This is a genomic window from Pseudomonas sp. ANT_J28, from assembly GCF_008370005.1.
Lineage (GTDB): Bacteria > Pseudomonadota > Gammaproteobacteria > Pseudomonadales > Pseudomonadaceae > Aquipseudomonas > Aquipseudomonas frigoris.
The window spans coordinates 13,136-39,561 of record NZ_VOBM01000019.1 but is presented as its reverse complement, the minus strand read 5'-3'; the positions used below and the strand labels follow the sequence as shown (position 1 = coordinate 39,561).

Here is a 26,426-nt window from a genome sequence, read left to right as displayed (position 1 = left end):
ACTGTTGATATGAGTAACAACCTGATCGAAATCCGTGACCTCAGCGTGGCCTTCAGCGGCCAGACCGTGGTGCGCAATCTGTGCCTGGACATCCGCCCTGGCGAATGCCTGGCGCTGGTGGGTGAGTCGGGCTGCGGCAAGTCGGTGACCGCTCACTCGATCCTGCAACTGCTGCCCGAGACCGATACCGAAACCACAGGCAGCATTCGCTATCGCGGCAAGGAACTGGTCGGCGCGCCGACCAAGGTGTTGCGAGAACTGCGGGGTAACCGCATCGCGATGATCTTCCAGGAGCCCATGACCTCGCTCAACCCATTGCACAGCATCGAAAAGCAGATCGGCGAAACCCTGCTGCTGCACAAGGGCCTGGCCGGTAAAGCGGCGCAAGCGCGGATCCTCGAGTTGCTACATTTGGTCGGCATTCAGAAGCCCAAAGAGCGGCTCAAGGCCTACCCCCATCAATTGTCCGGCGGCCAGCGGCAACGGGTGATGATCGCCATGGCCCTGGCCTGCGAACCGGAGTTGCTGATCGCCGACGAGCCGACCACAGCGCTGGACGTGACGGTGCAGCGCAAGATCCTGCTGCTGCTCAAATCCCTGCAACAGCGCCTCGGCATGTCGCTGCTGCTGATCAGCCACGACCTCAATCTGGTGCGCAGCATTGCCCAACGCGTCTGCGTGATGAAGGCCGGGGAAATCGTCGAGCAGGCACCTTGCGAAACGCTGTTTACCGAACCGAAACATCCTTACAGCTGCGTCTTGCTGAATGCCGAACCTGAAGGTGAAGCACTGCCCCGGGACGAGCGCGAGAACGTGCTGGAAGTGGACAATCTGCGGGTGCAGTTCGCCCTTGGCGGCGGGCTGTTTCAACGCAAGACCTACCTGAAGGCCGTGGACGGCATCAGCCTGAACATTCAGCGCGGCAAAACGCTGGGCATTGTGGGCGAATCCGGTTCCGGCAAGTCGACGCTGGGGCAGGCGATCCTGCGCTTGCTCGACTCCGAAGGCAGCATTCGCTTTCAAGGTGAAGCGCTGGACAGCCTGACGCAAAAACAGCTGCGGCCGTGGCGCAAGAAAATGCAGGTGGTGTTCCAGGACCCGTTCGGCAGCCTCAGCCCGCGGATGTCCGTGGCGCAGATCATCAGTGAAGGCCTTGAGGTGCATAGCCAGTTGACGGCTGACGAATGCAAAGCCGAAGTGATTCGGGCATTGGTGGAAGTCGGACTTGATCCGCAAAGCCGTCATCGCTACCCGCACGAGTTTTCCGGCGGCCAACGCCAACGCATCGCCATCGCCCGGGCGCTGGTGCTGAAACCGGCGCTGATCCTGCTAGACGAACCAACCTCGGCGCTGGATCGCACGGTGCAAAAACAAGTGGTCGCCCTGCTCCGCCAACTTCAGGAAAAACACGGCCTGACCTACCTGTTCATCAGCCACGACCTGGCAGTGGTCCGTGCCCTGGCTCATGACATGATCGTGATCAAGGACGGCAAAGTGGTGGAAAGCGGTGCCAGCCACGACGTGTTCGATTCGCCGCAGCATCCGTATACCAAAGAGCTGTTGGCGGCGGCGCATCCTGGAGCCGTTCGATGAACACCACCGAAAGCCTCAAGGACTACCAGCGTGTTCGCTTGCTGGCCATCCGTTCGTTGTTCGAGATCATCGAGCAGTCCAGCGAAGGCACGGTGATTGTCGACCGCGACGCCAACATCGTCTGGATGAACGAGCGCTATGCCCGGCGCTTCGGCCTGGAATCGGCGGAAGTGGCGATCGGCAAGGCCTGCGAAAGTGTGATCCCCGGCAGTCTGTTGCGCGAGGTGGTGCGCACGGGACGGCCGATCTTGCTCGATATGCAGGACACCCCCAAAGAACCACTGGTGGTGATGCGCCTGCCGATTCATGACGATGCCGGTGTGGTGATCGGTGCCATCGGGTTTGCGCTGTTCGATGAATTGCGCAGCCTTTCACCGATGCTCAAGCGCTACATGAGCATGCAGGCAGAACTGGCGTCCACCCGCTCGCTGCTGCGAGCGCGGCAGACCAAGTACAACTTCGCGCACTTTATCGGCACCAGCGCCGCCAGCCTCGAAGTCAAACGCCGTGCCCGACGCAGCGCGAGCGCGGAATCCCCGGTGTTGCTGCTCGGTGAAACCGGTACCGGCAAAGAGCTGCTGGCTCAGGCGATCCATGGCGCTTCGCCGCGCGCGCATAAAGCCTTTGTCAGCATCAACAGCGCGGCGATTCCCGAATCGTTGCTGGAAGCGGAATTCTTTGGCACCGCGCCCGGCGCGTTTACCGGCGCCGATCGCAAGGGTCGCGCTGGCAAGTTACAGATCGCCCAGGGCGGCACACTGTTTCTCGATGAAATCGGCGACATGCCGTTGCCACTGCAAAGCAAACTGCTGCGGGTACTGCAGGAGAAAGAATTCGAGCCGGTGGGTTCCAACGAAGTGATCCAGAGCGATGTGCGGGTGATTGCCGCGACCTCCACGGATCTGGAAGCCGCGATCAAACGCGGCGAATTTCGCGCCGACCTGTATTACCGCCTCAACGTGCTGCCCATCCAGGTTCCGCCGCTACGTGATCGACTCGATGACCTGCCAGCCCTCAGTGAAGCGATTCTGGAGGAGCTGCGCAGTCAGCACGAATTAAACCGCGAAGCCCTGGAACTGCTGGGTCAACATGCCTGGCCGGGTAATATTCGTGAACTGCGCAACGTGCTGGAGCGGGCGGCACTGCTCAGTGATGACTTGATGCTGAATGCCGCAGATATCCGCGCGGCGATTGGTACGTTCACACCGGTAGAGCGCGTGGTGCCTGTGACGATTGAACCGGTTGCGCATGAGACTTTCAGTGAGGCTCGGGAGCGGTTTGATCGACAGTTGATTGAGGCCACCCTCGCGCAATGCGGCGGGAAGGTTGTTGAAGCGGCGGCACGATTGGGGCTGGGGCGGTCGACGTTGTACAAGAAAATGGTGGCTCTGGGGATTGCAGAGTCTCTATAAAGAGACATGCATCTCCACTTGTAGACAGAGCATCGTCGGAACGCCGCCCGGAGCAAGCTCGCTCCCACATTTGACCGCATTCTTGTGCGCAACTCGGTCAACCTGTGGGAGCGAGCTTGCTCGCGATGAGGCCGGCATTACCGATACAAGTCTCAAACCAGAGACACCCAACTGAAACTCAACTCAAACACTCTCCATATGTCCTTATATTTCAACAGCTTGCGTGTCTGGCACGAAACCCGCTAAAGCCCTTTCCCACAACAGATCCACCCTACAAAAATAACAATCCAGGAGACACACCATGAGTGTGATCATTGCCTTGGCAGCTCTCACGCTGCTAATGCTCGCGGCCTACCGTGGCTACAGCGTTATCCTCTTTGCCCCGATTGCCGCCCTCGGCGCCGTCCTGCTCACCGACCCTTCCGCCGTCGCCCCCGCCTTCACCGGGGTGTTCATGGAGAAAATGGTCGGCTTCATCAAACTGTATTTCCCGGTGTTCCTGCTCGGTGCAGTGTTTGGCAAGCTGATCGAGCTGTCGGGCTTCTCGCGCTCCATCGTCGCCGCGGCGATTCGCCTCCTCGGCACCCGTCAGGCGATGCTGGTGATCGTGCTGGTCTGCGCCCTGCTGACCTACGGCGGCGTGTCGCTGTTCGTGGTGGTGTTCGCGGTCTACCCGTTTGCCGCTGAAATGTTCCGCCAGAGCAATATTCCCAAGCGACTCATCCCGGCGACCATCGCCCTCGGTGCCTTCTCGTTCACCATGGACGCCCTGCCCGGCACCCCGCAAATCCAGAACATCATCCCCAGCACCTTCTTCAACACCACCGCCTGGGCCGCGCCCTGGCTGGGCTTGATCGGCGCGATCTTCGTGGTCTGCGCCGGCATGCTGTTTCTGCAGCGCCAGCGCAACAAGGCTCAGCGCGCCGGTGAGGGGTATGGCACCGAACTGCGCAACGAACCGGAAACCGCTGCCGACATCAAACTGCCAAACCCATGGATTGCACTGTCGCCGCTGCTGGCGGTAGGCATCATGAACCTGCTGTTTACCCAGTGGATTCCCCAGTGGTACGGCAAGACTCACAGCCTCGCGCTGCCGGGCATGGCCGCGCCGGTGACCACCGACATCGCCAAACTCACGGCGATCTGGGCCGTTCAGGCAGCCTTGCTGGTCGGCATCATCATGGTGCTGGTATTCGGCTTCCAGGCGATTCGCGGCAAACTCGCCGAGGGCAGTAGAAGTGCGGTCAGCGGTTCGTTGCTGGCGGCGATGAACACCGCGTCGGAGTACGGCTTTGGCGCAGTCATCGCCTCGCTGCCAGGCTTCCTGGTGCTGGCCGACTGGCTCAAAAGCATTCCCAATCCGCTGGTCAACGAAGCGATCACCGTGACCTTGCTGGCCGGCATCACCGGTTCGGCGTCGGGCGGTATGAGCATTGCGCTGGCGGCCATGGCCAATGACTTCATCGCAGCGGCCCATGCCGCCAACATCCCGCTGGAAGTGCTGCACCGCGTGGCTGCAATGGCCAGTGGCGGCATGGACACCCTGCCGCACAACGGCGCGGTGATTACCTTGCTGGCGGTCACTGGCCTGACCCACCGCGAAGCCTACAAAGACATTTTCTGTATTACGCTGATCAAGACCCTGGCGGTTTTTGTGGTGATCGGTACTTTCTACGCCACTGGCATTGTGTGAGGTATTCATGACGACTCTTTCCGGCAAGACTGCACTGGTCACCGGTTCCACCAGCGGCATCGGCCTGGGCATCGCCCTCAGCCTGGCCAAGGCTGGCGCCAACCTGATCCTCAACGGTTTCGGTGATGCGTCTCAAGTGATTGCCGAAGTCGAGCAATTCGGTGGCAAGGTCGGCCATCACCCGGCCGACGTCAGCAACCCGGCGCAGATCGCCGACATGATCGCCTACGCCGAGCGCGAGTTTGGCGGCGTGGACATCCTCGTCAACAACGCCGGTATTCAGCATGTGGCGTCGGTGGAGGATTTTCCGGTGGAGCGCTGGGATTCGATCATTGCGATCAACCTGTCGTCGGTATTCCACAGCACCCGCTTGAGCCTGCCGGGCATGCGCGCCAAGGGTTGGGGACGGATCATCAACATTGCTTCGGTGCATGGCCAGGTCGGGTCGGTGGGCAAGGCGGCTTACGTGGCGGCCAAGCATGGGGTGATCGGTTTGACCAAGGTGGTCGGGCTGGAAACCGCCACTACCAATGTCACCTGCAACGCCATCTGCCCGGGCTGGGTGCTGACGCCACTGGTGCAGAAGCAGATTGATGACCGCATCGCCAAAGGGATCGACCCGCAACAGGCGCAGCATGATTTGCTGGCCGAGAAGCAGCCTTCCCTGGAGTTTGTGACGCCGCCACAATTGGGCGAACTGGTGCTGTTTTTGTGCAGTGAAGCCGGCAGCCAGGTGCGTGGCGCGGCGTGGAATATTGATGGTGGGTGGTTGGCGCAGTAACCCACAGATAATCGTTCCCACGTCGAGGCGTCGAACCGTCCGCGTGGGAACGATCTGAACAACAAGAAGAGGCAAGCCATGTCCGACATCCTCTGGCAACCCAGCGCCAAGCGCATCGGCAAGACCCGCATGGAGGCCTTTCGGCGCTTCATCAATCAGCGACACAACCTCCACGTCGACGACTACCCTGCCCTGCATCAATGGTCCATCGATCAGCGGGTCACGTTCTGGCAGGCCATCGTCGATTTCTTCGACATCCGTTTCCACGATCAACCGGACGCTGTATTGGTTGAAGGCGCGCAAATGCCCAGCGCCCAATGGTTTCCCGGCGCCACCCTGAACTTCGCCGAACACCTGCTGCGCCGTCGCGACGATGCCGTGGCGGTCATTGCCATCGGCGAGAACGGCCAGCGTGAACACCTGACCTGGGCAGAACTGGCCGAACATGTCGCCGGCTTCCAAAACAGTTTGAAAGCCGCCGGTGTCGGCCTCGGTGACCGCGTCGCGGCGTGCATGCCCAATACCTGGCAAACCCTGGTGGCGATGCTCGGCACCACCAGTTTGGGAGCGATCTGGTCCTGCTCCTCCCCGGACTTCGGCACCCAGGGCGTAATCGATCGCTTCGGCCAGATCGAGCCCAAAGTGCTGATCACCTGCGCCGGTTACCGCTATGCCGGCAAGGACATCGACCAGACCGTCAAGGTCAATGAAATCCTCGAACGCTTGCCATCCTTGCAGCAGTTGATTGTTGTGCCTTACGCCCGACCGCAAGCGCACATCGAACACTTCCACACCCGGGCCAACGTGACGCTCTGGGATGATTTCTACGACGCTGGCGGCGAGCCGGATTTCGTTGCCGTGCCCTTCGCTCATCCGCTGTATATCCTTTATTCCAGCGGCACCACCGGCGTGCCGAAATGCATCATTCACAGCACCGGTGGCGTGTTGCTGCAACACGTCAAGGAACACGGATTGCATTGCGACCTCGGCCCCGGCGACCGGTTGTTCTACTACACCACGTGCGGCTGGATGATGTGGAACTGGCTGGTCTCGGCGCTGGCCGTAGACAGCGCGGTGGTGCTGTACGACGGCTCGCCGTTTCATCCCGCCCCCGAGCGCCTGATCGACCTGATCGACGACGAACGCATCAGTGTCTTCGGCACCAGCCCCAAGTACCTCGCGACCCTGGAAAGCAGCGGAATCAAACCTCGCGAAAGCCATGACCTGGGCAGCCTCAAAACCCTGCTGTGCACCGGTTCCGCGTTGTCGCCGCAGAGTTACGATTATGTCTACCGCGACCTCAAGCCTGACCTGTGCCTGGCCTCGATGTCCGGCGGCACTGACATCGTTTCGTGCTTTGTGAACAGCAACCCGCTGCAACCGGTGCGCCGTGGCGAGATACAGGGCAAAAGCCTGGGCATGGCAGTGGAAGTCTGGAACGACGACGGCCAGCCGGTGATCGGCGAAAAAGGTGAGCTGGTGTGCACCCGTCACTTTCCGGCAATCCCCATCGGGTTCTGGAATGACCCTCAGCAGGAAAAGCTTCGCGCCTCGTATTTCAGTCAGTTCCCCGGTGTCTGGGCCCAAGGCGATTACGCCGAACAATTACCCCATGGTTCGATGATGATCCACGGACGCTCCGACGCCGTACTCAACCCCGGAGGCGTGCGCATTGGTACCGCGGAAATCTACCGTCAGGTGGAGAAAGTCCCGCAGGTTCTCGACAGCGTGGCCATCGGTCAGCAGTGGCAGGATGACGTTCGGGTGGTGCTGTTCGTGCGATTGCGCGAGGGTGTCGATCTGGACGAAGCGCTGCAACAACAGATCCGCCAGGTCATCCGCGCCAACACCACGCCACGGCATGTGCCGGCGAAGATTGTCGCGGTGACCGATATACCGCGCACCATCAGCGGCAAAATCGTGGAACTGGCGGTGCGCAACGTGGTGCATGGTGAGAAGGTAAAAAACACCGATGCCTTGGCCAATCCCGATGCGCTTGAGCAGTTTCGGGATCGGCCGGAACTCGGAACTTAAACGATCATGCGTGTGTGTTAATCCATGTGCGAACCAGGTGGGCGCCTTCCACTGGCAGGATTCGGCGCAATAGAGTTGTTCAGAGTGATCAGGACCGGCTCGTCAATCGCGCTACCGGGGTTTGCTTCAAGCGCGCCGCGCAGGGTGGACATATTGAGTTCATAACTATCTTTGTCCGTATACAGCTGGCTCAGTAGCGAGGTGGTCACAGCCAGTGAGTCCGCATTTTCAAAGGCTTTGGAACTGGCGTGACAAGCACGGCCTTCATCCGTAACCGGCAGACGTCCCGACGCCAAGTTCAGCAGCGAAACCACATCCAGCAATTGCCCTCTTTCGCCGGTGCGCCCTGCATCGCGCGCATAGCTGACATCTTCGGTCTGTGAAACACCGTGGAACACCTCATGAATCAAGTCGTCTGCCACGACGTCATGGTTGAAGCCCAGACCGATGAAGTGCTTGTTGAGATTGGGCGTATAGATTTCGATGAATTTCGTGTCGGATTGGTCTTTTGCATCTTTCCATTGCTTGTAAGCGTCCATGTTGAAAGCAGCAATATTGTTAGTGTTCTTGAGCGGATCGAGAAAAATATTACTGATGGAAAGACCTGCAAAGTCTGCCCTGACCAATCTCAGATAGTTCAACAACCGTTCGAATGCATCGCTCGAGTTGCTTCCCATCAGTACCTTGATGATTGCGTTGCGTTCCTTCGTTAAGTCAAGACGGGTAAAGACGTTGATCGCGTTTTCGATTTTTGTACGCGCCAGCGGCAAACTTTGCTCAATGAACTGTCGGGTATAGCTGACGGGCAATGTCTTACTGAATTGCGGCAACCTGATAGGTGCCTGAAAGGTGAAGTTGTTCAGTTTTGGTCCCCAGGGTTTGCCCAGTCGATCAAGGGCATACCATTGTTGGGCGCTACGCTCTGCCACCACCGTTAGCGTGTCACCGGTTGCACCACGGGGTCGCCAGGTACCCTGTCCGGTGGCATCGGCGCTTTTGGCTGCGCAAATCAGATCGTAGGTTTTATGACGGCCATTGAGTTTGTGCAACTGGGATCGCGCCAGTCCGAGCATCTCGTGAGCCTGCCTGGTAAATCGCAGCGCCCCCTTATGGACAAGTTTCCCGACTCCGAACAATGCCGTAGGTACGCCATCCACGGGATTGAAGAGGGAAACAGATGTGACGAAAGCGAGCTTGGTCAGGCGGGCGGCTTTGGAAGCCGTGGAGATAGCCTTCGCCGAGATGCTCAGTGCTTTGGCACCAGCCCCCACAAACGCTCCACCCACTGCAATGACATCCATAACGCAGCCATACATCCCATCGACCATCTTATTGTGTTCCCCGGAAGATAGATCCTCGATGCACTTTTTAAAGGGAACGACCAGATCGACAATATACGTCGCGTTTTCTTCGCCTTTTTTGCGCTGGCTTTCAAGCACTGTTGGCACAGTGGTGACTGCTTCAAGTTCGTCAAACGTCATCATCGGACGATTGTTGACGATGAACCTAGCAATTCGAACAATCTGCGAATTATCAAAATTTTGATAAACGCTCTGCTTCCGCTCCGACGGCGTAGCGGGCGCGGAAAGTTCACCCAACTTGTCAATTATCGCCACGCTACTGCTGGCCGAACTGGCCTCTAGAAGACCATGGGTGTATTCACTAAGGATAATCGGTAATCGTTCTGGATTCGTCGGCACCTGTTGCGTTTTTAGATCACCTTTAAAATCTACTCTGGCGGCGCCCTGCAATTTCCCTGTGTTGGCGATCAACGCACCAAGCGTGTTGTTTCTACGTAGTTCACCACGTAAGGTAAACAGTTCATAGCACGTAACAGTGTTTCCATGAGAAGCGCACATGACAATACCAAAACGCCCCGTGACAGCATCTTTGCCTTGTTGGGTTTCATAGTCTGCTTCAAGTATCAACGGCCCCCCAAAACGGTTGGAAGATGTCTCTATCGCCGCTCCGCGAAGGGTGAAGAAGGTGATCTTACCTTTCAGAAAAGTTTCCAGATCGAAGGGAGGCATGTGTGAAAGGGCCATCTTCACATTTCTGACCACCGCATTATTCAAATTGCCGAGGTAACCCCGAAGTTGGCGGTGATACTTATGATCATTAGGCTCCAGCCGCTGCAGCCTCGGATAGCTTTTGTGAATGCTTACTATGGATGGATCGTAGTAACCTTTATGTTTTTGATTGGTAATACTTGAAAGTAAATCGGGCGCACCGTAAGCGTGTTCGTCGGGGAAAACCCCAAGCAGATCCCACTCGCCACCCACCAGGTCACCAGACATATGCAGGTCGACCATAGACATGGCGGTAGGTGAGGCATACAGGCCGGGTCGCTGATAGAGCGTTTTATCTTCCAGGGCACAAGTTGGCTCGACGCCCATAATCGCCGCCCGTGCGAAGTCTTTTCTGCTTGGAATGGGGCTGGTGTAGGCTCGGGCAAGGTGCGTGCCGTCCACGTACTCCTCGAACACAGTGATTGCCCGCTCCGTCGTTTCCTTTTCCGCTTGCTTAAGTTCCGTTGTCGTCACCACGCCATTAATCAGGGCCCAGTCAACGATTGGATCGATCATTGTCAAACCCCGCAGACGTGCCAGTGGATCACTGACTGGCTCCAGTTCGGCATACGCCATAATCTGCGTATACGTCAAAACCCGCGATGCTCCCTTGGTGACCGCTTCCACCAGGGCAACTCCAACGCAGAAGGACACCCAGCCAACCGAACCCATCATCAGCGACGAAGGGACACCCTTGACCAGAAATTCTGGCGCGATTTCCGCCAGCAGCAGGTTCGATGCCAATGGCGCCACAACAGGATTCACCCAGCCTTTGCTGTGTAGAAAGGTTTCCAGCTCCTTGCGCACGACCGACGAAGATCGTTCGACATTGGTCGGTGCATACAAATCGAGCCCGCCGATACTCTTTCTGGCTTGAGCGTTACCAATGTGCGGATACAGCTCCAGCAAAATAGCCGTTATCAATAGTTGCCCAAGATCCTGTGCATAGACGTCTTGCCCGGATTTTGCACCGAACCAGTCCAGTTCCTTCAGGAGTTTCCTGGCGCAGGCTTGGGCCGCCGGATGCTTGACCAACTGAACGATACGTTCGGCGGCGTTATCGTGCGTTGCAATAGTGCCACCCGTTTCGCGGTACAGTTTATCCAGCAGCTTTTCGTCTGGAGCTATAAGTTTTGCAGTGGCCTGACGAATATCATTAAGTTGCTCGGCAGACAATACGATCAACGATTGATCATCGGTGATGATCTGCCCCCAATAACTGCCAAAATGATCGACTTCAGGAAAGTCAAACTCGAAGTAGCCGATCAGGTTTCTGAGCTGCGCAACGGACGTTGGCACATCAAAGCCATAAAATTGAAGCCACTGATCAATAATTACAATGTTGTCCGCCCAAAGACAACCTCCGACCTCTTTGGCAATATCCGCCAAGACCTCCATTGAAGCTCGGACAGCCTCACGATGGGCAAAATATCCCAGTGCGACGAGATCTCTCCAACCATGGCCGTCATACACTTCCAGCTTGCCAGAATCGGTAACACGAATAAGTTCGGCGTCATTCAAATTTTCCTGGGTTAGTGCGCTTCTTATTGCAACCGTACTGAGCAATTCGTTCAACAGAACGCTTCCAGGCACATAGACCTCATACAAAGATGAGCCCTTCTGCAACTCCATCTCGTAGTCAAACCAGTCTATTGGTTCGTCGCCACTGTAATTTGCCAGACAATCTTTCAGTTTGTCCAAAATCAATTTCCGCTCAGCTGCATCCGCGTCTTGACGCAACGACTCCTCTCTGCCGAAATTACCCAGAGACTTATAAAGCTTACCCCTTAATTCGAAATGCATAGCCCAACCCTTAGTAAATTAACTGACTGACTCATTCAGCCCAGGCAGATCTTACTTACTCAGGCCGAGCAATCCACCGCCAATCTATTAAGTAACATTTCCGACAGACCAAACATAGCACAACTAGCCAGCCAATAATCAGCCCATCAAGTCCTGCGCATAGAACATCAAGTAACTTACAGAAGCGCCCCCTAAAGTTTCAGATGCAACTTCAGGCTATTAGTCAACAATCAGCATGCTTTAATTCTTCTCACCGATAACACCTGCGACAACCAACTTGTTACAGGAGCTGCCGAAGGCAACTCCTGTGATGTCAGTCCATCAGCCCCCATTCACCCGGTGGTGTATGGGGGCCGGGCGTGGCCTCGGCGTGCATTTTCAGCCGCAGGCGCAGGTTGTTTAATGAATCCGCATGTTTCAACGCTTCTGCCTCATCGATCGCACCCTCGACAAACAGTTCGAACAGCGCCCCATCGAAGGTCTGCATCCCCGCCTCTGAAGACTTCTCCATGATCCCCTTCAGTTCTGAAAACTCATTGCGCCGAATCAGGTCGCCGATGGTTGGCGTGCCAATCATCACTTCCACCGCCGCCCGTCGCTGACCGTCACGGGTATGCACCAACCGTTGGGACACGAACGCCTTGAGGTTGTTGCCCAGATCATGAAGCAACTGCGACCGGCGCTCTTCGGGAAAGAAATTGATGATGCGGTCCAGCGCCTGATGGGCGTTGTGGGCATGCAGGGTGGAGATCACCAGATGACCGGTATCGGCAAACGCCAGTGCATGCTCCATAGTTTCGCGGTCACGGATTTCGCCGATCAGCACCACGTCAGGTGCCTGGCGCAGGGTATTTTTCAATGCGGCGTGAAAACTGCGGGTATCGACGCCGACCTCTCGCTGGTTGATGATCGACTGCTTGTGCCGATGGATGTACTCGACCGGGTCTTCGATGGTGATGATGTGGCCACTGCTGTGGCGATTGCGGTAGTCGATCAATGCTGCCAGCGAAGTCGACTTGCCCGAGTCGGTGGCGCCGACGAACAGCATCAGTCCTTGTTTGAGCATCACCGTTTCGAGCAGTACCGACGGCAGTTTGAGGTCTTCGAAACGCGGAATGTCGAGTTTGATATTGCGCGCCACGATCGACACATCGTTGCGTTGTTTGAAGACATTGACCCGAAAGCGCCCGACACCGGTCAAAGAGATCGCCAGGTTCATCTCCAGCTCCCGATCGAACTCCAGACGCTGTTCGGCGTCCATGATGGACGCGGCAATGGCCGCGACTTCTCCCGGTTTGAACGGCTGATCGGCCAAGGGTTTGAGCACTCCCTCGAACCGTGCGCTGGGTGGCGCACCGGTAGACAGATAAAGATCGGAGCCATTCTGGCTGGCCAGGAGCCTTAACAGTGCATCGATTTCCATGGCAAAAAACACCCGCGAAGCATTCAATGAATAAAAATGACCCAAATTGGGTCATCCAGCGTCTACTGCGGTACAAGGATAGTTGACACCGCTACACCGACTTAAGTGCAGGACATCTTGATGAACGCATCACCGACCGGCAGCGATGCCCAGGCCTTGATTGCCCGACTGGACTGGAGACGCAGCCCGCTGGGCGCTGCCAGTACCTGGCCGCAAAGCCTGCGAACCGCCGTGGATATCGTGATTCATTCGCCGATGCCGATGCTGTTGCTGTGGGGCCCGCAGCTCACGCAGATCTACAACGACGGCTTCGCCCTGTTGGCCGGCAGCAAGCATCCACACGCATTCGGACAGCCGACACACCTGATCTGGCCTGAGTTAAAAGACTTTACCGACCCCATTTACAGCGCCGTCCTACAAGGACAGGTACGGACCTACAGCGAACAGCGCTTCACCTTGCAGCGTAATGGCCATGATTCCGACTTCTGGCTGGACCTGACCTATAGCCCCATCCGCGATGAAAGCGCCCAGGTCGCCGGGATTCTGGTCACGGCCATCGAAACCAACGAACGCCGACGCATCGCCCTCGAACTCGAGCAGCGTTCGGCCGCCAGCCTCAAGGCCCAGCACGAAACCGAGGAGCGCCTGCAACTGGCCCTCGCTGCCACCGACGCCGTCGGCACCTGGGACTGGGACATCGGCGAAGACCGCTTCATTGCCGACACCCACTTCGCCCAATTACATGGCATCGACCCGCTGCTCGCCAATCAGTTGCCCATCAGCGCCTATCTTCAGGGCGTGCATCCGGAAGACCGCGCCATGGTCGCCCGCAGCATCAAACACTCCATCACCCACGGCACCGAGTACGCCGAGGAATATCGCCTGCTGCAACCCGACGGCCAACTGCGCTGGGTGTTTGCCCGGGGTCGCTGCTACAAGGACCACCATGGCCGGCCGATCCGCTTCCTCGGCGCAGTCCTGGACCTGACCGAACGTAAACACACAGAACAAGCCTTGCGGCAAAGTCAGACAGAGCTGCAACTGATCATCAACGCCATGCCGATCCTGATCAGCTACGTGGACCGCGAGGAACGCTTTCGCCTGAACAATGCAGCCTACCTCGACTGGTACGGGCTGACGCCTCAGGAGCTCTTTGGCAAAACCATCCATGAAGTACTGGGTGAAGAAGCCTATGCCTTGCGCGCCGAGTACATCGCCCAGGCACTGTCCGGCAAGCCTTGTTGTTTCAGCATCAGCACCCCGCACCGTGACGGCAGCATCCGCCATGCCCTGATGAACTACTTGCCGCGCCACGGCGCGGATGGTGCGGTCAATGGTTTCTACATCTTTGTGATTGACGAAACCGAGCGCAAACAGACCGAAGAAGCCCTGCGCTACCTCAACGAGACCCTTGAGGAACGAGTCGCCGCCCGCACCCAACAACTGGCCGAAGCCAACCAGCGACTGCAGAACGAGATGTTCGAACGCGAGCGCGCCGAAGAGGCGTTGCGCCATGCGCAGCTGATGGAAGCGCTCGGCCAGCTCACCGGCGGCATCGCCCATGACTTCAACAATATGCTCACCGGGATCATCGGCAGCCTCGATTTGATGCAGCGCTACATCGCCGACGGGCGCGCCGCCGAGGTGGGCCGTTTCACCGAGGCGGCCGTGTCCTCGGCCAACCGCGCCGCCGCCCTGACCCATCGCCTGCTGGCGTTTTCCCGGCGTCAGTCCCTGGACCGCAAACCGCTGAACGCCAATGATCTGATCCATTCCCTGGAAGATCTGCTCAGTCGGACCAAGGGCGACCACATCGAGCTCAAACTGCAACTGGCCGATGATGTCTGGCCGGTCAGCACCGACGTCAGCCAGCTGGAAAACGCCCTGCTCAATCTGGTGATCAACGCCCGGGACGCCATGCCCGATGGCGGCGAGTTGCGGATCGAAACCGCCAACGTTTACCTCGACAGCAGTGACATCAACACCCTGGAACCGGTCAAGGCCGGGGATTACCTGATGATTGCCGTCAGCGACAACGGCACCGGCATGACGCCGTCGGTGCTGGCCAAGGCTTTCGACCCGTTCTTCACCACCAAACCCATCGGCCAGGGCACCGGTCTTGGGCTGTCGATGATTTATGGTTTTGCCCAGCAGTCGGGCGGTCATGTCAGCCTTTTCAGCTTGCCAGGCCAGGGCACCAGCGTGCGTCTGTACCTGCCACGGCTAGACGCTGGCGAGCCGGAAAATATCCTGATGCCGGTCACCGGCGAGGCGCCCGCCGCGATTGCCGGTGAAACCGTGGTGTTGGTGGAGGATGATCCGGCGGTGCGCATGCTGGTGCTCGACTTGCTCAACGAGCTGGGTTACCACGCCCATGAAGCCGAAGACGCGAAGACCGCCCTGCCCCTGCTGGAATCCAACCTGCGGGTCGATTTGCTGGTCACCGATGTCGGCCTGCCTGGGATGAACGGTCGGCAACTGGCGGAGATTGCGCGTCAGCACCGCCCCGAACTCAAAGTGCTGTTCATGACCGGTTACGCGGAAAAAGCCGCCGAGCGCCAGGGCTTTCTGGAGGAAGGCATGGACATGGTGGCCAAGCCCTTTTCCATTGACCTGTTGGCCAACAAGATTCGCGCGATGATCGGTCAACCGGACTGAGTTAAGGCATAATCGCGCCCCCCCGCTGGCACCAACATAGCCACCACCGTTGCAAGGTACTGCCCATGAAAGCTCAAGCCCGCCATATTCTGGTGAAAACCTCGGAAGAAGCCGAGCAGCTCAAACAACGCATTGCCAAGGGCGAAGCCTTCGATGTGCTGGCCAAGAAGTATTCCACCTGCCCGTCTGGCAAGCGCGGCGGCGACCTGGGTGAAGTGCGGCCCGGGCAGATGGTTGGAGTTATCGATGCCGTGATTTTCAAAAAACCGTTGCGCGTGGTGCACGGACCGATCAAGAGCAAGTTCGGCTATCACCTGGTGCAGGTGTTTTACCGGGATTGATGGATCGTATTTCAGGTTCGGGGGATCAATGCTCCCGGCACCTGAATCACCCGACTCGCCAAACGATGCCCCGCTTCAGCAGCCTCAACCGGGCTGCCTCCTTTCAGGCGACTGGCCAAATACGCCGCGCTAAATGAATCCCCCGCCGCCGTGGTGTCCACCACTCGCTCGACCACCTGCGCCGGCACTTCAAACGACTCTCCATCACAACGAATCAGACACGCCTCGGCGCCACGCTTGAGTACCACTTCGGGCGTGCCTATCTGCTCGTAAGCGGCAAACACCGCCTCGCAATCGGAAAAATGAAACAGCGACTGTTCGTCATCGACAGTCAGCAACGCCAGGTCGACATAGGGCAAAACGCTGCGATAGGCCGCTCGTGCGTCCTCGATCGACGCCCACAACCGTGGCCGGTAGTTGTTGTCGAACACAATCCGCGCATCCCGCTGCCGGGCTTCGACAAGGGTTTCCAGTAACTTCTCCCGACCTTGCACGCCGAGCACCGCCAGAGTGATGCCACTGAAATACAGCACGTCGTAATCCGGCAGTGCCGCCAGGATCGGCGCGGCGGCGGGGGTGGTGAAACAATCGCGGACTGCCGCTTCATTGCGCCAGTAGAGAAAACGCCGTTCGCCGGCGGCGTCAGTCTGGATGCAATACAAGCCAGGCAATCGGCCGGACAAGCGTTGGACCCTACCGAGCCCGATGTTTTCGTCAGCCCAGCTCTGGCACATCGCATCGCTAAAACTGTCGTCGCCCAGGGCAGTGACGTAATCCACCGTGCCGCCCTCGCCCAACTCTCGGGACAGGTAGACCGCCGTGTTCAAGGTATCGCCACCGAAACTCTGTTGCAGGCTGCCGTCGGCGCGTTGCTGCAACTCGATCATGCATTCGCCGATCAGGGCGATGCGCGGGGTGTTGGGGCCGAGGTTGCTGATGGTGTTCATTGTTCTTGGGCTCTATGGTGTTTCTGTGTTGTCTGGTAGGGCCGTTTCGCGAGCAGGCTCGCGAAGGCCGCGCCTCGGTCTGGAGCCTTAGAAACAGGTTTCCATGGTTTCGATGACATTCAGCTGCTCATCCACCAGACACCCGATACGCCACTTGTCGAACGTCAGACACGGGTGCGAAGTACCAAAGGAAATAATGTCCCCCACCCGCAACTCAACCCCCGGCGCCACGGTCATGAACGCATGTTGGTCCATCACCGCCGTCACCTTGCAGGCGCTGACATCATCGCCCGTCGCCGGCACCACACCGGCCTTGTAACGCAGCAACGGCACGGGCAGACCCGCGTCGTAGGCCACGTCGCGTTTACCCAGGGCGATCACCGCAAAGCCCGGTTCCGGCAACGACTGCACGTGAGCCCATACTTCCAGCGCCGGGCGCAGGCCTTCGTGCAGGTCGCTGCGGCGGTCGAGCACGCAGCATTGCGCTTCTTTGTAGATGCCGTGATCGTGGGCCACATAGCTGCCGGGACGCAGCACACTGAGGAAACGCCCGCCGGCGTTCTGCGCTTCGAAGGATTCAGCGATCAGGTCATACCAGGCCGAACCCGACGCAGTGATGATCGGTTTGGCAATGGCGAACGCGCCGCTGTCCTGCAACTGCACGGCCAGGCGCACCAAAGAATCTGCGAACGCACAGATGCCGCTCACCGCGTGATCGCCGTGAATCACCCCTTCGTATCCTTCGATCCCGGTCAGCGCCAGGGCCGGTTGTGCAGCAATGGCCTTGGCCAGCGCGACCACTTCGTCTTCCGTGCGGCAACCGCAACGACCGCCGACCACGCCGTACTCGATCATCACGTTCAAGCACACACCGCGAGAGGCAAAATACGCTCCGAGGTCAGCGACGTTGTCCGGGTGATCGACCATGCAATGGAAGTCGAAAGCCGGATCCGTCAGCAGGTCGGCGATCAACGCCATGTTCGGCGTGCCGACCAATTGGTTGGCCATCAGCACCCGATGCACGCCATGGGCGTAAGCCGCGCGGGTTTGCGTGGCGCTGGCCAGGGTGATGCCCCAGGCACCGGCGTCCAGTTGGCGGCGAAATAGCGCCGGGGTCATGCTGGTTTTGCCGTGGGGGGCGAGTTCGGCACCGCTGTTGCTGACAAAAGTCTGCATCCAGCGAATGTTGTGTTCCAGCGCTTCGCGGTGCAGCACCATCGCAGGCAGGCTGACGTCACGCACCAGATTGGCACCTATGTGGGCAAAGCCCTTTTCCACGGTGGCAGTATTTTTGGCAGAAAACATGGTCGAACTCCTCACATTCGCGTCCGCAGGCAGCCGCTGTTATTCATTGATCCGACGGGCCAGGCTGTTGGCGCTGTCGATCAGCACCCGGCGGTAGTCGTTGTAATTGTTCTTGGCATCGGCCCGTGGGGCGACGATGCACAGGGTCGCAATGGCCACGCCGTTCGGGTCTTTGACCGGGGCGGCGAAACAATGGGTAAAGGTGTCGGCAACGCTATCGAAGGAGAAGAAGCCATCGATAGCGGCCTGACGGATTTCACCGAGAAACTGTTCAAGTGGCAGGCATTCACCGTTGGGCAGGATGAAGTCGTCGTGGTCGATCAGGTCGACGATTTCCTGGTCGCTCAAGTGCGCCAGCAGCAGGCGCCCGGAAGCCGTCCAGGGGATCGGCGCGTTCTCGCCGATGTCCGAGGAAATGCGGAAATGCCGCTCGCCCTCTTTCATCAAGGCCACGGTGTATTTTCGTCCGTTGAGCAGGCACATCTGCGCGGTTTCGCGGGTCTGGCTGACGATCTCCTGCAAGGCATGATCGGCCTCGCGGGTCAGGTCGAAATGGCGTAAATGCGCTTGCCCGAGGAAGTACAGCTGACGGCCGAGGTAGACGTGACCGTCCTTGCCCACCGCCTCCAGAATCCGTCGCTCCAGCAGGGAGGCAACCAATTCGTAGACCGTGGATTTCGGGCTGCCGATGCCGCTGGCGATTTCGTTCGGGCGCAGGGGCTTGCCGATTTCCTTGAGGAAATCGAGGATATCGAACGCCCGGTCCAGACCGCGAGCCCGGCGCTTGATGGTGTCTTCGGTCATGTCTTCAGGTTCCCATTCAAAGTGGCCGGGAGTTTACCGCCAATGATCGTTCCCACGCGTGGGAACGATCAGTGCTCAGGTTCAGGCCTTTTTCTTGTACGCGATGCAGTCAATCTCGACCTTGCAATCGACCATCATGTTCGCCTGCACACAGGCACGGGCCGGTGCATGCTCGCTTTTGAAGTACTCGGAGAACACCTTATTGAAACTCCAGAAATCCCGCGGATCTTCCAGCCACACACCCGTGCGCACTACATCTTCGAGGCCATAACCAGCCTCTTCGAGAATCGCGATCAGGTTTTTCATGGTCTGGTGAGTCTGTTCGACGATGCCACCCACAATGATTTCGCCATCCAGCGCCGGTACTTGTCCGGACACGTGCAGCCAGCCATCGGCTTCAACGGCGCGGGCGAAAGGACGGGGCTGGCCGCCACCGGCGGAGCTGCCGGTGCCGTAACGAGTAATGCTCATGAGTGTTTCTCCTGATTGATAAGTAAAATTCTTTGAAAAAATTAGAACCGCGTGTTCTTGAGAAACTCCGCCAGTCGTGGCGATTGCGGGCGTTCGAACAGTTCCTTGGGTGACCCCTGCTCTTCGATCCGCCCCTGATTCATGAAGACGATCTTGTCTGAGACTTCGAAGGCGAAGCGCATTTCGTGGGTCACCAGCAGCATAGTCATGCCGTCCTCGGCCAGGCCTTTGATCACACTCAGCACTTCACCCACCAGTTCCGGATCGAGGGCCGAAGTGACTTCGTCGAACAGCATCAGGCTCGGGTTCATCGCAATCGCCCGGGCAATCGCCACGCGCTGTTGCTGACCGCCGGACAACTGACCGGGGAAGTGATCGCGGCGTTCCAGCAAGCCGACCCGCTCCAGCCATTTTTCCGCCAGGGCCACCGCTTCATCCTTGTGCAGCTTTTTGACCTTGAGCAAACCGAGGGTGACGTTCTGCAACGCCGTAAGGTGCGGAAACAGGTTGAACTGCTGGAATGCCATGCCGGTCATGGCCCGATGCCGGGCGATGACTTTTTCCGGGTGACGCACGCGCTTGCCGTTGACCTCGTCATAACCGATGGACTCGCCATCGAGCATGATCTGCCCGCCCTGGAATTCTTCGAGCATGTTCACGCAGCGCAGCAGCGTGGTCTTGCCCGAGCCGCTGGAACCGATCAGCGTCACGACGTTGCCGCGCTGCATGGTCAGGTCGACCCCCTTGAGCACTTCGAGCTGGCCGTACTTTTTGTGTAACCCGCGAATGTCCAGCAGGGGCTGACCGTTTTGAGCATCTTTTACGTTAGAGAGCGAAGATTGAGTCATGGCAAGGCCACCCGCTTTTCAATGTGCCGGCCGAGTAATTCGATGGCGTAGTTGATGACGAAAAACAGAAATCCGGCGAACAGGTAAAACTCCAGCGTCATGAAGGTCCGGGCGATGATCTGCTGCGTGCTGAGCAACAATTCAGCCACACCGATCACCGACAACAGCGTCGAAGCCTTGACGATCTCGGTGGACGAGTTGACCCAGGTCGGCAAGATCTGCCGCAACGCCTGAGGCAACAACACGTAACCGAGGGATTGATAAAACGTCAGGCCGATGGCCTTGCTCGCTTCCATCTGACCACTGGGCAGTGCTTGCAACGCGCCGCGAACAATCTCGGCCACGTGGGAGCCGCAAAACAGCGTCAGCCCTAACGCACCGGCCTGAAAGGCGCTGATCTGCCAACCTAGTGCGGGCGCCATGTAGAAGCAGGCCAGCACCAGCACAAACACCGGCGTGCCACGAATCAGGTCGACGTAAAACCGAAACGGCGCACGCATCCAGAACTTGCCATAGGTCAACACCAGGCCGGCGACGATACCGACCATCGTGCCCAGCAGAATCGCCAGGGCCGAGACCTGCACACTGGTCAAAAAGCCTTGCCACAACACTTCACGGGCAACCCATAACTCATGTAACCAACTAGGGGATTCGTACATGTGGGCCTCCTATCGGCGAATCGCCAGGCGCTGCTCGAGGTAACGCAGCATCATGGCAATGAGGTAACAGGCCGCCACATACAGCGCTGTGGTCACCAGCCAGGTTTCAATCACCCGGTAGCTCTCGACATTGATTTTGCGTGCGTAATAGGTCAGCTCCGGCACGGCAATCGCCGCGGCCAGCGAGGTGTCCTTGAACAGCGAGATGAAGTTGTTCGACAGGGCCGGCAGCACATTGCGCAGCATCACCGGCACGGTGACGTACGCCTTGACCTGCCACTCGCCCAGACCGATTGCCAACCCGGCTTCGCGCTGCCCCTTGGGAATGCTCAACAACCCGCCGCGGAACACTTCGGTCAGATACGCCCCGGCATACAGCGACAAGGTGATGATGAACGACGGGATCTTGTCCAGACGGATCCCCAGGCTCGGCAAGGCGAAGTAGATCAACAGAATCAACACCAGAATCGGCGTGTTACGGATCACCGTCACATACACCGACGCCAGCACCCGTAACGCGCGGTGCTTTGACAGCAAAGCAAACGCCATCATCAGGCCGATCACGCAACCGATGGCGATCGACACCAGCGCCAGTTCGAGGCCCAGACCGAGCCCCGCCAGCAAGGTGTCGAAATCGCGCCACACGGCGGCAAAGTTCAACTGATAGTTCATGGTCAGCAGTACCTTGAACGGGGCGATCGGAACCGCCCCGCTCTCACGGGATCATTTGAATTCGACAGGGAAACCGATGGCTGGAGTCGGGAGATCGACACCGAACCACTGCTTGAAGGAGGCCGCGTAGGTCGGGAATTCAACGCCGGTCATGGCTTCATGCAGAGTGGTGTTGACGAAGTTCAGCCAGTCCTGATCGCCGCGCTTGACCGCGCACGCGTAGGTTTGCGGGCTCCAGGCATAAGCCGGGCTGCGATAGCGCCCCTGGTTCTGCACCATCAGGTATTTCACCGACGACTGATCGGTCGCAGCGGCGTCGGCACGGCCGGAGTTCACCGCCTGATACATCAGGTCCACGCTGTCGTACTGATCGACCTTGGCCTTGGGCAAGGCCTGATGCACCAGTTCTTCGGCGTACACGTTCTGCAGCACCGCCACGGTCACGCCGTCGCCGGCAGCTTTCAGGTCTTCGATTTCCTTGTACTTGCTGTTGGCCGGCAACAGCAGGCCGACGCCTTCGCGGTAGTACGGCAGCGTGAATGCCACCTGCTGGGCACGGCTGGCGGTGACGGTAATGAACTGACAGCTCATGTCGACCTTATCGGTCAGCAGGTTAGGAATCCGCGCATCGGACGACTGCACCACGAACTCGACCTTGCTCGGGTCGTTGAACAACCCTTTGGCCACCATCCGCGCAATATCGATATCAAAACCCTGCAACTTGCCGTCCGCTCCCTGGAAGTGCCACGGCGCATTGGTACTGCCCGTGCCCACAATCAATTTCCCGCGGGCCAGCACGCTATCGAGCTTGCTGTCCGCCGCCTGGGCCACACCCATGACAGCAGCCGAAGCCGCGAGAACAAAAACACACGCTTTAAACAAGGAAGGTCGGCGATGCATGGCAAGCACTCCAGGGTGATGTTATTCCGTTATACCGGACGTTGGTATGTAACAACGGAATAGACAGCAGAAAGTGTGCCACAGGATCGGCAGAAAATCCTGGCGTATGAAAATCCAATTGATTCAGTTGGTTAGAAAAACCGACTTGGACTATCTCGCATGGCTCTCGGCATCCGTTCGCTACTGAACGCAACCCATTGGGAAGTAACGACACATCCTGGCGCATCTGTGCACCCTGTGCCGGATACAGACGGCCGCGCGACTCTTGACTGCAAGTGACCGCTCATCGGATTTACTGACTCACCTGTCAGAAGTGACAGTTGTGGAATGCCTATTCGAATTGCGTAATTACTCAGCACCTCAATGCGATGCAAGCCACTAAAAACGAACGATTCCGAAAAGGATTTTTGCAATGGCTAATTTGATCAAGAACGGTGACTTTTCTCAGCAAGGCAATGAGTGGACGGCGACCAATCCAGATAACGTAAGTTATGTAACCGGTCATTGCATTATCGGTGCCCCGGATTCAATCAGTCAGGACGTCCCCACCGGTGCTGGCGCCGGCGGACAGTTCATGCTGTCCGCAAGAATGAAAACTCTCCCCTCCTCTGCTGCCCGGATTCAAGTGCAGCCGCTTCCCACCGGCGAGCCGGTTTACCTTGACCTCCATGGCGGTCAAGACTGGACCGTGTTATCCAAAAAATTCGAAGTCCAGATCTCCACGATCAAGTTCAAAGTCACGCTGGAAGCTAATGATGGTCCGTTCGGCACTTTGGGCTCTTATTTCGGCGATGTGACGCTATCGAAGCTTCTCTAGTGCACCGCTGAGGCCTGACACGCGAGTTATCGCATGGCGAAGACTCGCGTTTTGTTTCGCCTGAACACGCCGCCGATGTATCCCGAGAGAAAGGAGTTTTTGAATGAACTCGACAGCACCCCACTCAACATTGCCCCCCACCTACCGCAAGGCCCTGAAAACCTGGCGCCCGGTGATTCTGTATTTCGGCAATGAACACTGCCCGGCCTGCGATTGGGCGGAACCGGTCTTTCGCCAGGTTGCCGAGCGATACCGTCATCACGCGAACATCTATGTGTTGAACACCTCCGAATCCCCCCGCCACCCGCACGTCACCGGCACACCCACCGTGTTGTTTTACAAGGATGGGAAGTTGCTGAAGAAGCTCAAGGGAATTGGCACTGAGCAAACCCTGCAAGAAGACTTCGCCAGGCACATTGGCAAGGTGAAGCCGACAACGGTGAAGCGTAAACCGGTTCACGATCTGGCGTGGTTGCGCCAGACCCTGCGAAGGTTGCGCACTGTGCCTCGCGCAAACCGGCAGTTGAATCGGCGGATTTACTGTTAATCCGTGGTATTTCCAGTGTCTTACGAATCACTTTTGCGCTTAGCGATTTTTGACCTGTTCGATATACCTGACTACCGCCGCGGACTTCTCAAAGCGCCGATGGATCAACGACAACCTGGAACTCGCCTCGCAACCTTTGATTGTCCGGTACAACACGCCGGGCAACCCCACATGCCCGACCACCGACTCTGGCACGACCGCAACGCCCTGCCCCAACGATACCAACGCAATCACCGCCACCAACCCACCCGGTTGCGCCCCCAGTTTCGGCGCAAATCCGCCCTCGGCGGCGACTTGCAAGGTGCCGCTGATTTGCTCCGGCAGGATGAACGTCTCGTTCTGCAAATGTTCCGGACCAATCTCTGGCAATCGGCACAGCCAGGACTCGGCCGACAGCGCCAGCACAAAACCCTCTGCTTCCAGGCGAATGGCATCCAGGCCTTCAGGCAAGTTAGTCGGCGGGCTGATCAGCGGCGCTCTGTTGCTGGGGCTGTTCGTGGTGATTGAACGGGTGTGCCGCGGGAGCGTACCGGCATGGCTTCAGGCATGAGCACCACCATGCGTTTCAGCGCCATCGTGCTGGCCATCGGCGTGTTTGGCGCGTTGCTGTCCAGTCATACCGAGCTGTTGTTGCGTACCAGCCTGACGGCGCAGGGTGCGCAATGGCTCGGCCAAACCCAGGGCATCGCCTCGCGGGTGGTGGCCGGTGACATGACGGCGATGAGTCTGTTACCGGAAACCGCGCGCACGGTGGTCGCACCGTTGGCCCGGCAAGCCTTCGTCGGTGGTTTCAGTCTGTTGCTGTGGGTCGCGGGATTGTTGGCACTACTGGGGACGCTGGTGGTGGGCACGCTGATGCGCAATCCGATCCCCGCCCCGTTGGCCGCAGCTATCGGCGCTAAGGCTTGAACGACGCCAATACCCGCTGGGCATTCGCTTCGCAGCCCATGCCCTCGGGTCGCGACTGAATGTTGCCGATCACCTCCAACAGCTGCGCCTTGCTCTGCGCCAAGTGCAGCTGCATCTCTTCGATCTGTTCGACTTTGCGCGTTAGACCCGCCAGCAATTCGTCTTGCTTGAACTCACCGGTCGTGCTGTCCGGCAACAACTGCTTCAACTCTTCCAGGCTGAATCCGGCCTGCTGGGCGCAAAGGATGATCTTCAGGGTTTGCACCGCTTGGTCGGGATAATGCCGGTAACCGTTGGCCCGGCGTTCCACCTGCCGAATCAAACCCTGAGCCTCGTAGAACCGGATGCGTGACGCGTTCAACCCGCTCAATTGCGCCAATTCACCAATCTTCATCTCAGCCCCATTTGCCTGCTTGACATTAAAGTTAACTTTAAGCTTAGCCTCTACTCATCACTGATGAGGAGTCAAGCATGTCGCCCTTCCAAGCGTTGAATTTGCCCAACGGCCAGACCATCGGCAACCGCATCGCCAAAGCCGCGATGGAAGAGAACCTCGCTGACAGCGGGCAGGCACCTGCGGAGGCCTTGTTCCGGCTGTATCAGGCGTGGGCCGAAGGCGAATCCGGCCTGTTGCTGACCGGCAACGTGATGATCGACCGCCGCGCCATGACCGGCCCCGGTGGCGTGGTGCTGGAAGATGAGCGCCACCTTGAACGCTTTCGCCAGTGGGCAACTATTGGCCGGGCCGGTGGCGCGCAGTTCTGGATGCAGCTCAATCATCCCGGCCGTCAGACCATGGCCAACCTCGGCCAGCAAGCGTTGGCGCCTTCGGCGGTGGCGCTGGACCTGGGCGCGTTCTCGAAGATGTTTGCCGAACCCAAACCCATGAGCGAGCGCGACATCGAAGACGTCATCCAACGCTTCGCCACCAGCGCTGCCCTGGCAGAAAAGGCCGGCTTCACCGGGGTGCAGATTCATGCCGCGCACGGTTATCTGATCAGCCAGTTCCTCTCGCCGTTGACCAACCGCCGAACCGACCGCTGGGGTGGTTCTCTGGAAAATCGCGCTCGCTTGTTGCTGGCGGTAGTCAGCGCCGTGCGCAAGGCCGTGTCGCCGACATTTTGCGTGGCGGTGAAGCTCAACTCGGCGGATTTCCAGCGCGGCGGTTTCGATGCCGAGGACGCCCGGCAAGTGATTCAGTGGCTCAACGATCAACCGATCGATCTGCTGGAACTCTCCGGCGGCAGCTACGAAGCCCCGGCCATGCAAGGCGAGGCCCGGGATGGTCGGACCCTGGCGCGTGAAGCGTACTTTCTGGAAATGGCCGGAGAATTGGCCCGTGTGGCGAACATGCCGGTGATGGTCACAGGCGGAATTCGACGCCTGGCGATTGTCGAACAGGTACTCGACAGCGGCATCGCCATGGCCGGGATCGGCACAGCGCTGGCGCTCGAACCTCAACTGGTCAAACGCTGGCGCGAAGGTCAGAACAGTCACCCGCAACTGCCGCCGATTCGCTGGAAGCGCAAACCCCTGGCGGCACTGGCGAGCATGGCCGTCGTGAAATTCCAGCTCAATCGCCTGAGCCGTGGGCGCAAGACCCGTCCCGACGTTTCGGCGCTATGGGCGTTGATTCTTGACCGCTTGTACATCGCCCGGCGGACTCGCCAGTACCGGCAGGCTATGGGAATGAAGTGATTAAGTTGTCGAAAATCCAATGTGTGCGGGCTTGCCCCGCGA

At 58.5% G+C, this 26,426-nt stretch carries 21 protein-coding genes and 2 pseudogenes; 11 read left to right on the top strand and 12 right to left on the bottom strand.

Features of this window, described 5'->3' with window-relative positions; all coding sequences use genetic code 11:
• Window positions 1-9 precede the first annotated feature (9 nt).
• From FQ187_RS15235 to FQ187_RS15215, 5 genes are all read left to right on the top strand, one after another.
• Entirely contained in the window at window positions 10-1,593 is a 1,584-nt protein-coding gene (locus FQ187_RS15235) for an ABC transporter ATP-binding protein (protein ID WP_149630121.1), read from the top strand.
• Window positions 1,590-3,005, top strand: a complete 1,416-nt coding sequence (locus FQ187_RS15230; protein WP_149630120.1) for a sigma-54-dependent Fis family transcriptional regulator — start codon at window positions 1,590-1,592, stop codon at window positions 3,003-3,005. The genes FQ187_RS15235 and FQ187_RS15230 overlap by 4 nt, the downstream gene beginning before the upstream one ends.
• Window positions 3,006-3,306: 301 nt before the next feature.
• Window positions 3,307-4,698, top strand: coding sequence for a GntP family permease (locus tag FQ187_RS15225; RefSeq protein WP_008150931.1), 1,392 nt, complete (start codon window positions 3,307-3,309; stop codon window positions 4,696-4,698).
• A gap of 7 nt (window positions 4,699-4,705) precedes the next feature.
• A complete protein-coding gene (hbdH, locus tag FQ187_RS15220) occupies window positions 4,706-5,479 on the top strand; it encodes a 3-hydroxybutyrate dehydrogenase (protein ID WP_149630119.1) in 774 nt (257 codons plus the stop codon).
• A gap of 78 nt (window positions 5,480-5,557) precedes the next feature.
• The gene (locus FQ187_RS15215; RefSeq protein ID WP_149630118.1) at window positions 5,558-7,513 is read left to right on the top strand and encodes an acetoacetate--CoA ligase; all 1,956 of its coding nucleotides are present in this window, start codon (window positions 5,558-5,560) and stop codon (window positions 7,511-7,513) included.
• A gap of 17 nt (window positions 7,514-7,530) precedes the next feature.
• Here FQ187_RS15215 and FQ187_RS15210 read toward each other — a convergent pair whose 3' ends face one another.
• Both FQ187_RS15210 and FQ187_RS15205 read right to left on the bottom strand, forming a co-directional pair.
• Entirely contained in the window at window positions 7,531-11,385 is a 3,855-nt protein-coding gene (locus FQ187_RS15210; RefSeq protein ID WP_149630117.1) for a hypothetical protein, read from the bottom strand.
• Window positions 11,386-11,698: 313 nt separating this feature from the next.
• The gene (locus FQ187_RS15205) at window positions 11,699-12,808 is read right to left on the bottom strand and encodes a PilT/PilU family type 4a pilus ATPase (protein WP_149630116.1); all 1,110 of its coding nucleotides are present in this window, start codon (window positions 12,806-12,808) and stop codon (window positions 11,699-11,701) included.
• Window positions 12,809-12,928: 120 nt separating this feature from the next.
• On the opposite strand from FQ187_RS15205, the gene FQ187_RS15200 reads away from it, so the two are divergent.
• Both FQ187_RS15200 and FQ187_RS15195 read left to right on the top strand, forming a co-directional pair.
• Entirely contained in the window at window positions 12,929-15,466 is a 2,538-nt protein-coding gene (locus FQ187_RS15200; protein WP_149630115.1) for a PAS domain S-box protein, read from the top strand.
• Between the two features lie 65 nt (window positions 15,467-15,531).
• Window positions 15,532-15,807: a peptidylprolyl isomerase gene (locus FQ187_RS15195; RefSeq protein WP_007898282.1), complete on the top strand. Its 276-nt coding sequence runs from the start codon at window positions 15,532-15,534 to the stop codon at window positions 15,805-15,807.
• A gap of 11 nt (window positions 15,808-15,818) precedes the next feature.
• Here the strand turns inward: FQ187_RS15195 and FQ187_RS15190 are convergent, their stop codons facing one another.
• The 8 genes from FQ187_RS15190 to FQ187_RS15155 all read right to left on the bottom strand — a co-directional run bounded on the left by FQ187_RS15190 (window position 15,819) and on the right by FQ187_RS15155 (window position 22,413).
• On the bottom strand, window positions 15,819-16,754 hold the full coding sequence (locus FQ187_RS15190) for a sugar kinase (RefSeq protein ID WP_149630114.1): 936 nt from the start codon (window positions 16,752-16,754) through the stop codon (window positions 15,819-15,821).
• Between the two features lie 87 nt (window positions 16,755-16,841).
• Window positions 16,842-18,059 carry an amino acid deaminase gene (locus tag FQ187_RS15185; RefSeq protein WP_149630113.1) on the bottom strand — a complete coding sequence of 406 codons (1,218 nt, stop codon included), beginning with the start codon at window positions 18,057-18,059 and terminating at the stop codon, window positions 16,842-16,844.
• Window positions 18,060-18,098: 39 nt separating this feature from the next.
• Complete coding sequence (locus FQ187_RS15180) at window positions 18,099-18,863, bottom strand: IclR family transcriptional regulator (RefSeq protein ID WP_149630112.1); 765 nt, start codon at window positions 18,861-18,863, stop codon at window positions 18,099-18,101.
• Between the two features lie 81 nt (window positions 18,864-18,944).
• Complete coding sequence (locus tag FQ187_RS15175; protein ID WP_134418370.1) at window positions 18,945-19,334, bottom strand: RidA family protein; 390 nt, start codon at window positions 19,332-19,334, stop codon at window positions 18,945-18,947.
• Between the two features lie 41 nt (window positions 19,335-19,375).
• Window positions 19,376-20,182 (bottom strand): amino acid ABC transporter ATP-binding protein, encoded by an 807-nt coding sequence (locus FQ187_RS15170; protein WP_149630111.1) that lies wholly within the window; start codon window positions 20,180-20,182, stop codon window positions 19,376-19,378.
• Complete coding sequence (locus FQ187_RS15165) at window positions 20,179-20,841, bottom strand: amino acid ABC transporter permease (RefSeq protein ID WP_149630110.1); 663 nt, start codon at window positions 20,839-20,841, stop codon at window positions 20,179-20,181. The genes FQ187_RS15170 and FQ187_RS15165 overlap by 4 nt, the downstream gene beginning before the upstream one ends.
• A 9-nt stretch (window positions 20,842-20,850) precedes the next feature.
• The gene (locus FQ187_RS15160) at window positions 20,851-21,513 is read right to left on the bottom strand and encodes an amino acid ABC transporter permease (protein WP_008015908.1); all 663 of its coding nucleotides are present in this window, start codon (window positions 21,511-21,513) and stop codon (window positions 20,851-20,853) included.
• A gap of 51 nt (window positions 21,514-21,564) precedes the next feature.
• On the bottom strand, window positions 21,565-22,413 hold the full coding sequence (locus tag FQ187_RS15155; RefSeq protein WP_149630109.1) for a transporter substrate-binding domain-containing protein: 849 nt from the start codon (window positions 22,411-22,413) through the stop codon (window positions 21,565-21,567).
• Between the two features lie 412 nt (window positions 22,414-22,825).
• On the opposite strand from FQ187_RS15155, the gene FQ187_RS15150 reads away from it, so the two are divergent.
• Window positions 22,826-23,230 carry a hypothetical protein gene (locus tag FQ187_RS15150; protein WP_149630108.1) on the top strand — a complete coding sequence of 135 codons (405 nt, stop codon included), beginning with the start codon at window positions 22,826-22,828 and terminating at the stop codon, window positions 23,228-23,230.
• A 103-nt stretch (window positions 23,231-23,333) separates the two neighbouring features.
• Entirely contained in the window at window positions 23,334-23,777 is a 444-nt protein-coding gene (locus FQ187_RS15145; protein WP_149630107.1) for a thioredoxin family protein, read from the top strand.
• Window positions 23,778-23,816: 39 nt separating this feature from the next.
• Here FQ187_RS15145 and FQ187_RS15140 read toward each other — a convergent pair.
• Window positions 23,817-24,236, bottom strand: a pseudogene (locus tag FQ187_RS15140) (LysR family substrate-binding domain-containing protein); the annotation flags it as partial.
• A 54-nt stretch (window positions 24,237-24,290) separates the two neighbouring features.
• Between FQ187_RS15140 and FQ187_RS15135 the strand changes: the two are divergent.
• Window positions 24,291-24,686 (top strand): annotated as a pseudogene (locus FQ187_RS15135) (MFS transporter); the annotation flags it as partial.
• On the opposite strand, the gene FQ187_RS15130 reads toward FQ187_RS15135, so the two are convergent.
• On the bottom strand, window positions 24,676-25,080 hold the full coding sequence (locus FQ187_RS15130) for a MerR family transcriptional regulator (RefSeq protein WP_149630106.1): 405 nt from the start codon (window positions 25,078-25,080) through the stop codon (window positions 24,676-24,678). The pseudogene FQ187_RS15135 and the gene FQ187_RS15130 overlap by 11 nt on opposite strands.
• Before the next feature lie 77 nt (window positions 25,081-25,157).
• On the opposite strand from FQ187_RS15130, the gene FQ187_RS15125 reads away from it, so the two are divergent.
• The gene (locus tag FQ187_RS15125) at window positions 25,158-26,384 is read left to right on the top strand and encodes an NADH:flavin oxidoreductase/NADH oxidase family protein (protein ID WP_149630105.1); all 1,227 of its coding nucleotides are present in this window, start codon (window positions 25,158-25,160) and stop codon (window positions 26,382-26,384) included.
• Window positions 26,385-26,426: the final 42 nt, after the last annotated feature.

Coding starts and splice junctions, on each gene's coding strand:
- FQ187_RS15210 (WP_149630117.1), bottom strand. CDS start 11,385: ATGCATTTCGAATTAAGGGGTAAGCTTTATAAGTCTCTGGGTAATTTC.
- FQ187_RS15185 (WP_149630113.1), bottom strand. CDS start 18,059: ATGTTTTCTGCCAAAAATACTGCCACCGTGGAAAAGGGCTTTGCCCAC.
- FQ187_RS15150 (WP_149630108.1), top strand. CDS start 22,826: ATGGCTAATTTGATCAAGAACGGTGACTTTTCTCAGCAAGGCAATGAG.
- FQ187_RS15230 (WP_149630120.1), top strand. CDS start 1,590: ATGAACACCACCGAAAGCCTCAAGGACTACCAGCGTGTTCGCTTGCTG.
- hbdH (WP_149630119.1), top strand. CDS start 4,706: ATGACGACTCTTTCCGGCAAGACTGCACTGGTCACCGGTTCCACCAGC.
- FQ187_RS15200 (WP_149630115.1), top strand. CDS start 12,929: ATGAACGCATCACCGACCGGCAGCGATGCCCAGGCCTTGATTGCCCGA.
- FQ187_RS15235 (WP_149630121.1), top strand. CDS start 10: ATGAGTAACAACCTGATCGAAATCCGTGACCTCAGCGTGGCCTTCAGC.
- FQ187_RS15125 (WP_149630105.1), top strand. CDS start 25,158: ATGTCGCCCTTCCAAGCGTTGAATTTGCCCAACGGCCAGACCATCGGC.
- FQ187_RS15145 (WP_149630107.1), top strand. CDS start 23,334: ATGAACTCGACAGCACCCCACTCAACATTGCCCCCCACCTACCGCAAG.
- FQ187_RS15130 (WP_149630106.1), bottom strand. CDS start 25,080: ATGAAGATTGGTGAATTGGCGCAATTGAGCGGGTTGAACGCGTCACGC.
- FQ187_RS15190 (WP_149630114.1), bottom strand. CDS start 16,754: ATGAACACCATCAGCAACCTCGGCCCCAACACCCCGCGCATCGCCCTG.
- FQ187_RS15175 (WP_134418370.1), bottom strand. CDS start 19,334: ATGAGCATTACTCGTTACGGCACCGGCAGCTCCGCCGGTGGCGGCCAG.
- FQ187_RS15165 (WP_149630110.1), bottom strand. CDS start 20,841: ATGTACGAATCCCCTAGTTGGTTACATGAGTTATGGGTTGCCCGTGAA.
- FQ187_RS15180 (WP_149630112.1), bottom strand. CDS start 18,863: ATGACCGAAGACACCATCAAGCGCCGGGCTCGCGGTCTGGACCGGGCG.
- FQ187_RS15215 (WP_149630118.1), top strand. CDS start 5,558: ATGTCCGACATCCTCTGGCAACCCAGCGCCAAGCGCATCGGCAAGACC.
- FQ187_RS15195 (WP_007898282.1), top strand. CDS start 15,532: ATGAAAGCTCAAGCCCGCCATATTCTGGTGAAAACCTCGGAAGAAGCC.
- FQ187_RS15225 (WP_008150931.1), top strand. CDS start 3,307: ATGAGTGTGATCATTGCCTTGGCAGCTCTCACGCTGCTAATGCTCGCG.
- FQ187_RS15155 (WP_149630109.1), bottom strand. CDS start 22,413: ATGCATCGCCGACCTTCCTTGTTTAAAGCGTGTGTTTTTGTTCTCGCG.
- FQ187_RS15205 (WP_149630116.1), bottom strand. CDS start 12,808: ATGGAAATCGATGCACTGTTAAGGCTCCTGGCCAGCCAGAATGGCTCC.
- FQ187_RS15160 (WP_008015908.1), bottom strand. CDS start 21,513: ATGAACTATCAGTTGAACTTTGCCGCCGTGTGGCGCGATTTCGACACC.
- FQ187_RS15170 (WP_149630111.1), bottom strand. CDS start 20,182: ATGACTCAATCTTCGCTCTCTAACGTAAAAGATGCTCAAAACGGTCAG.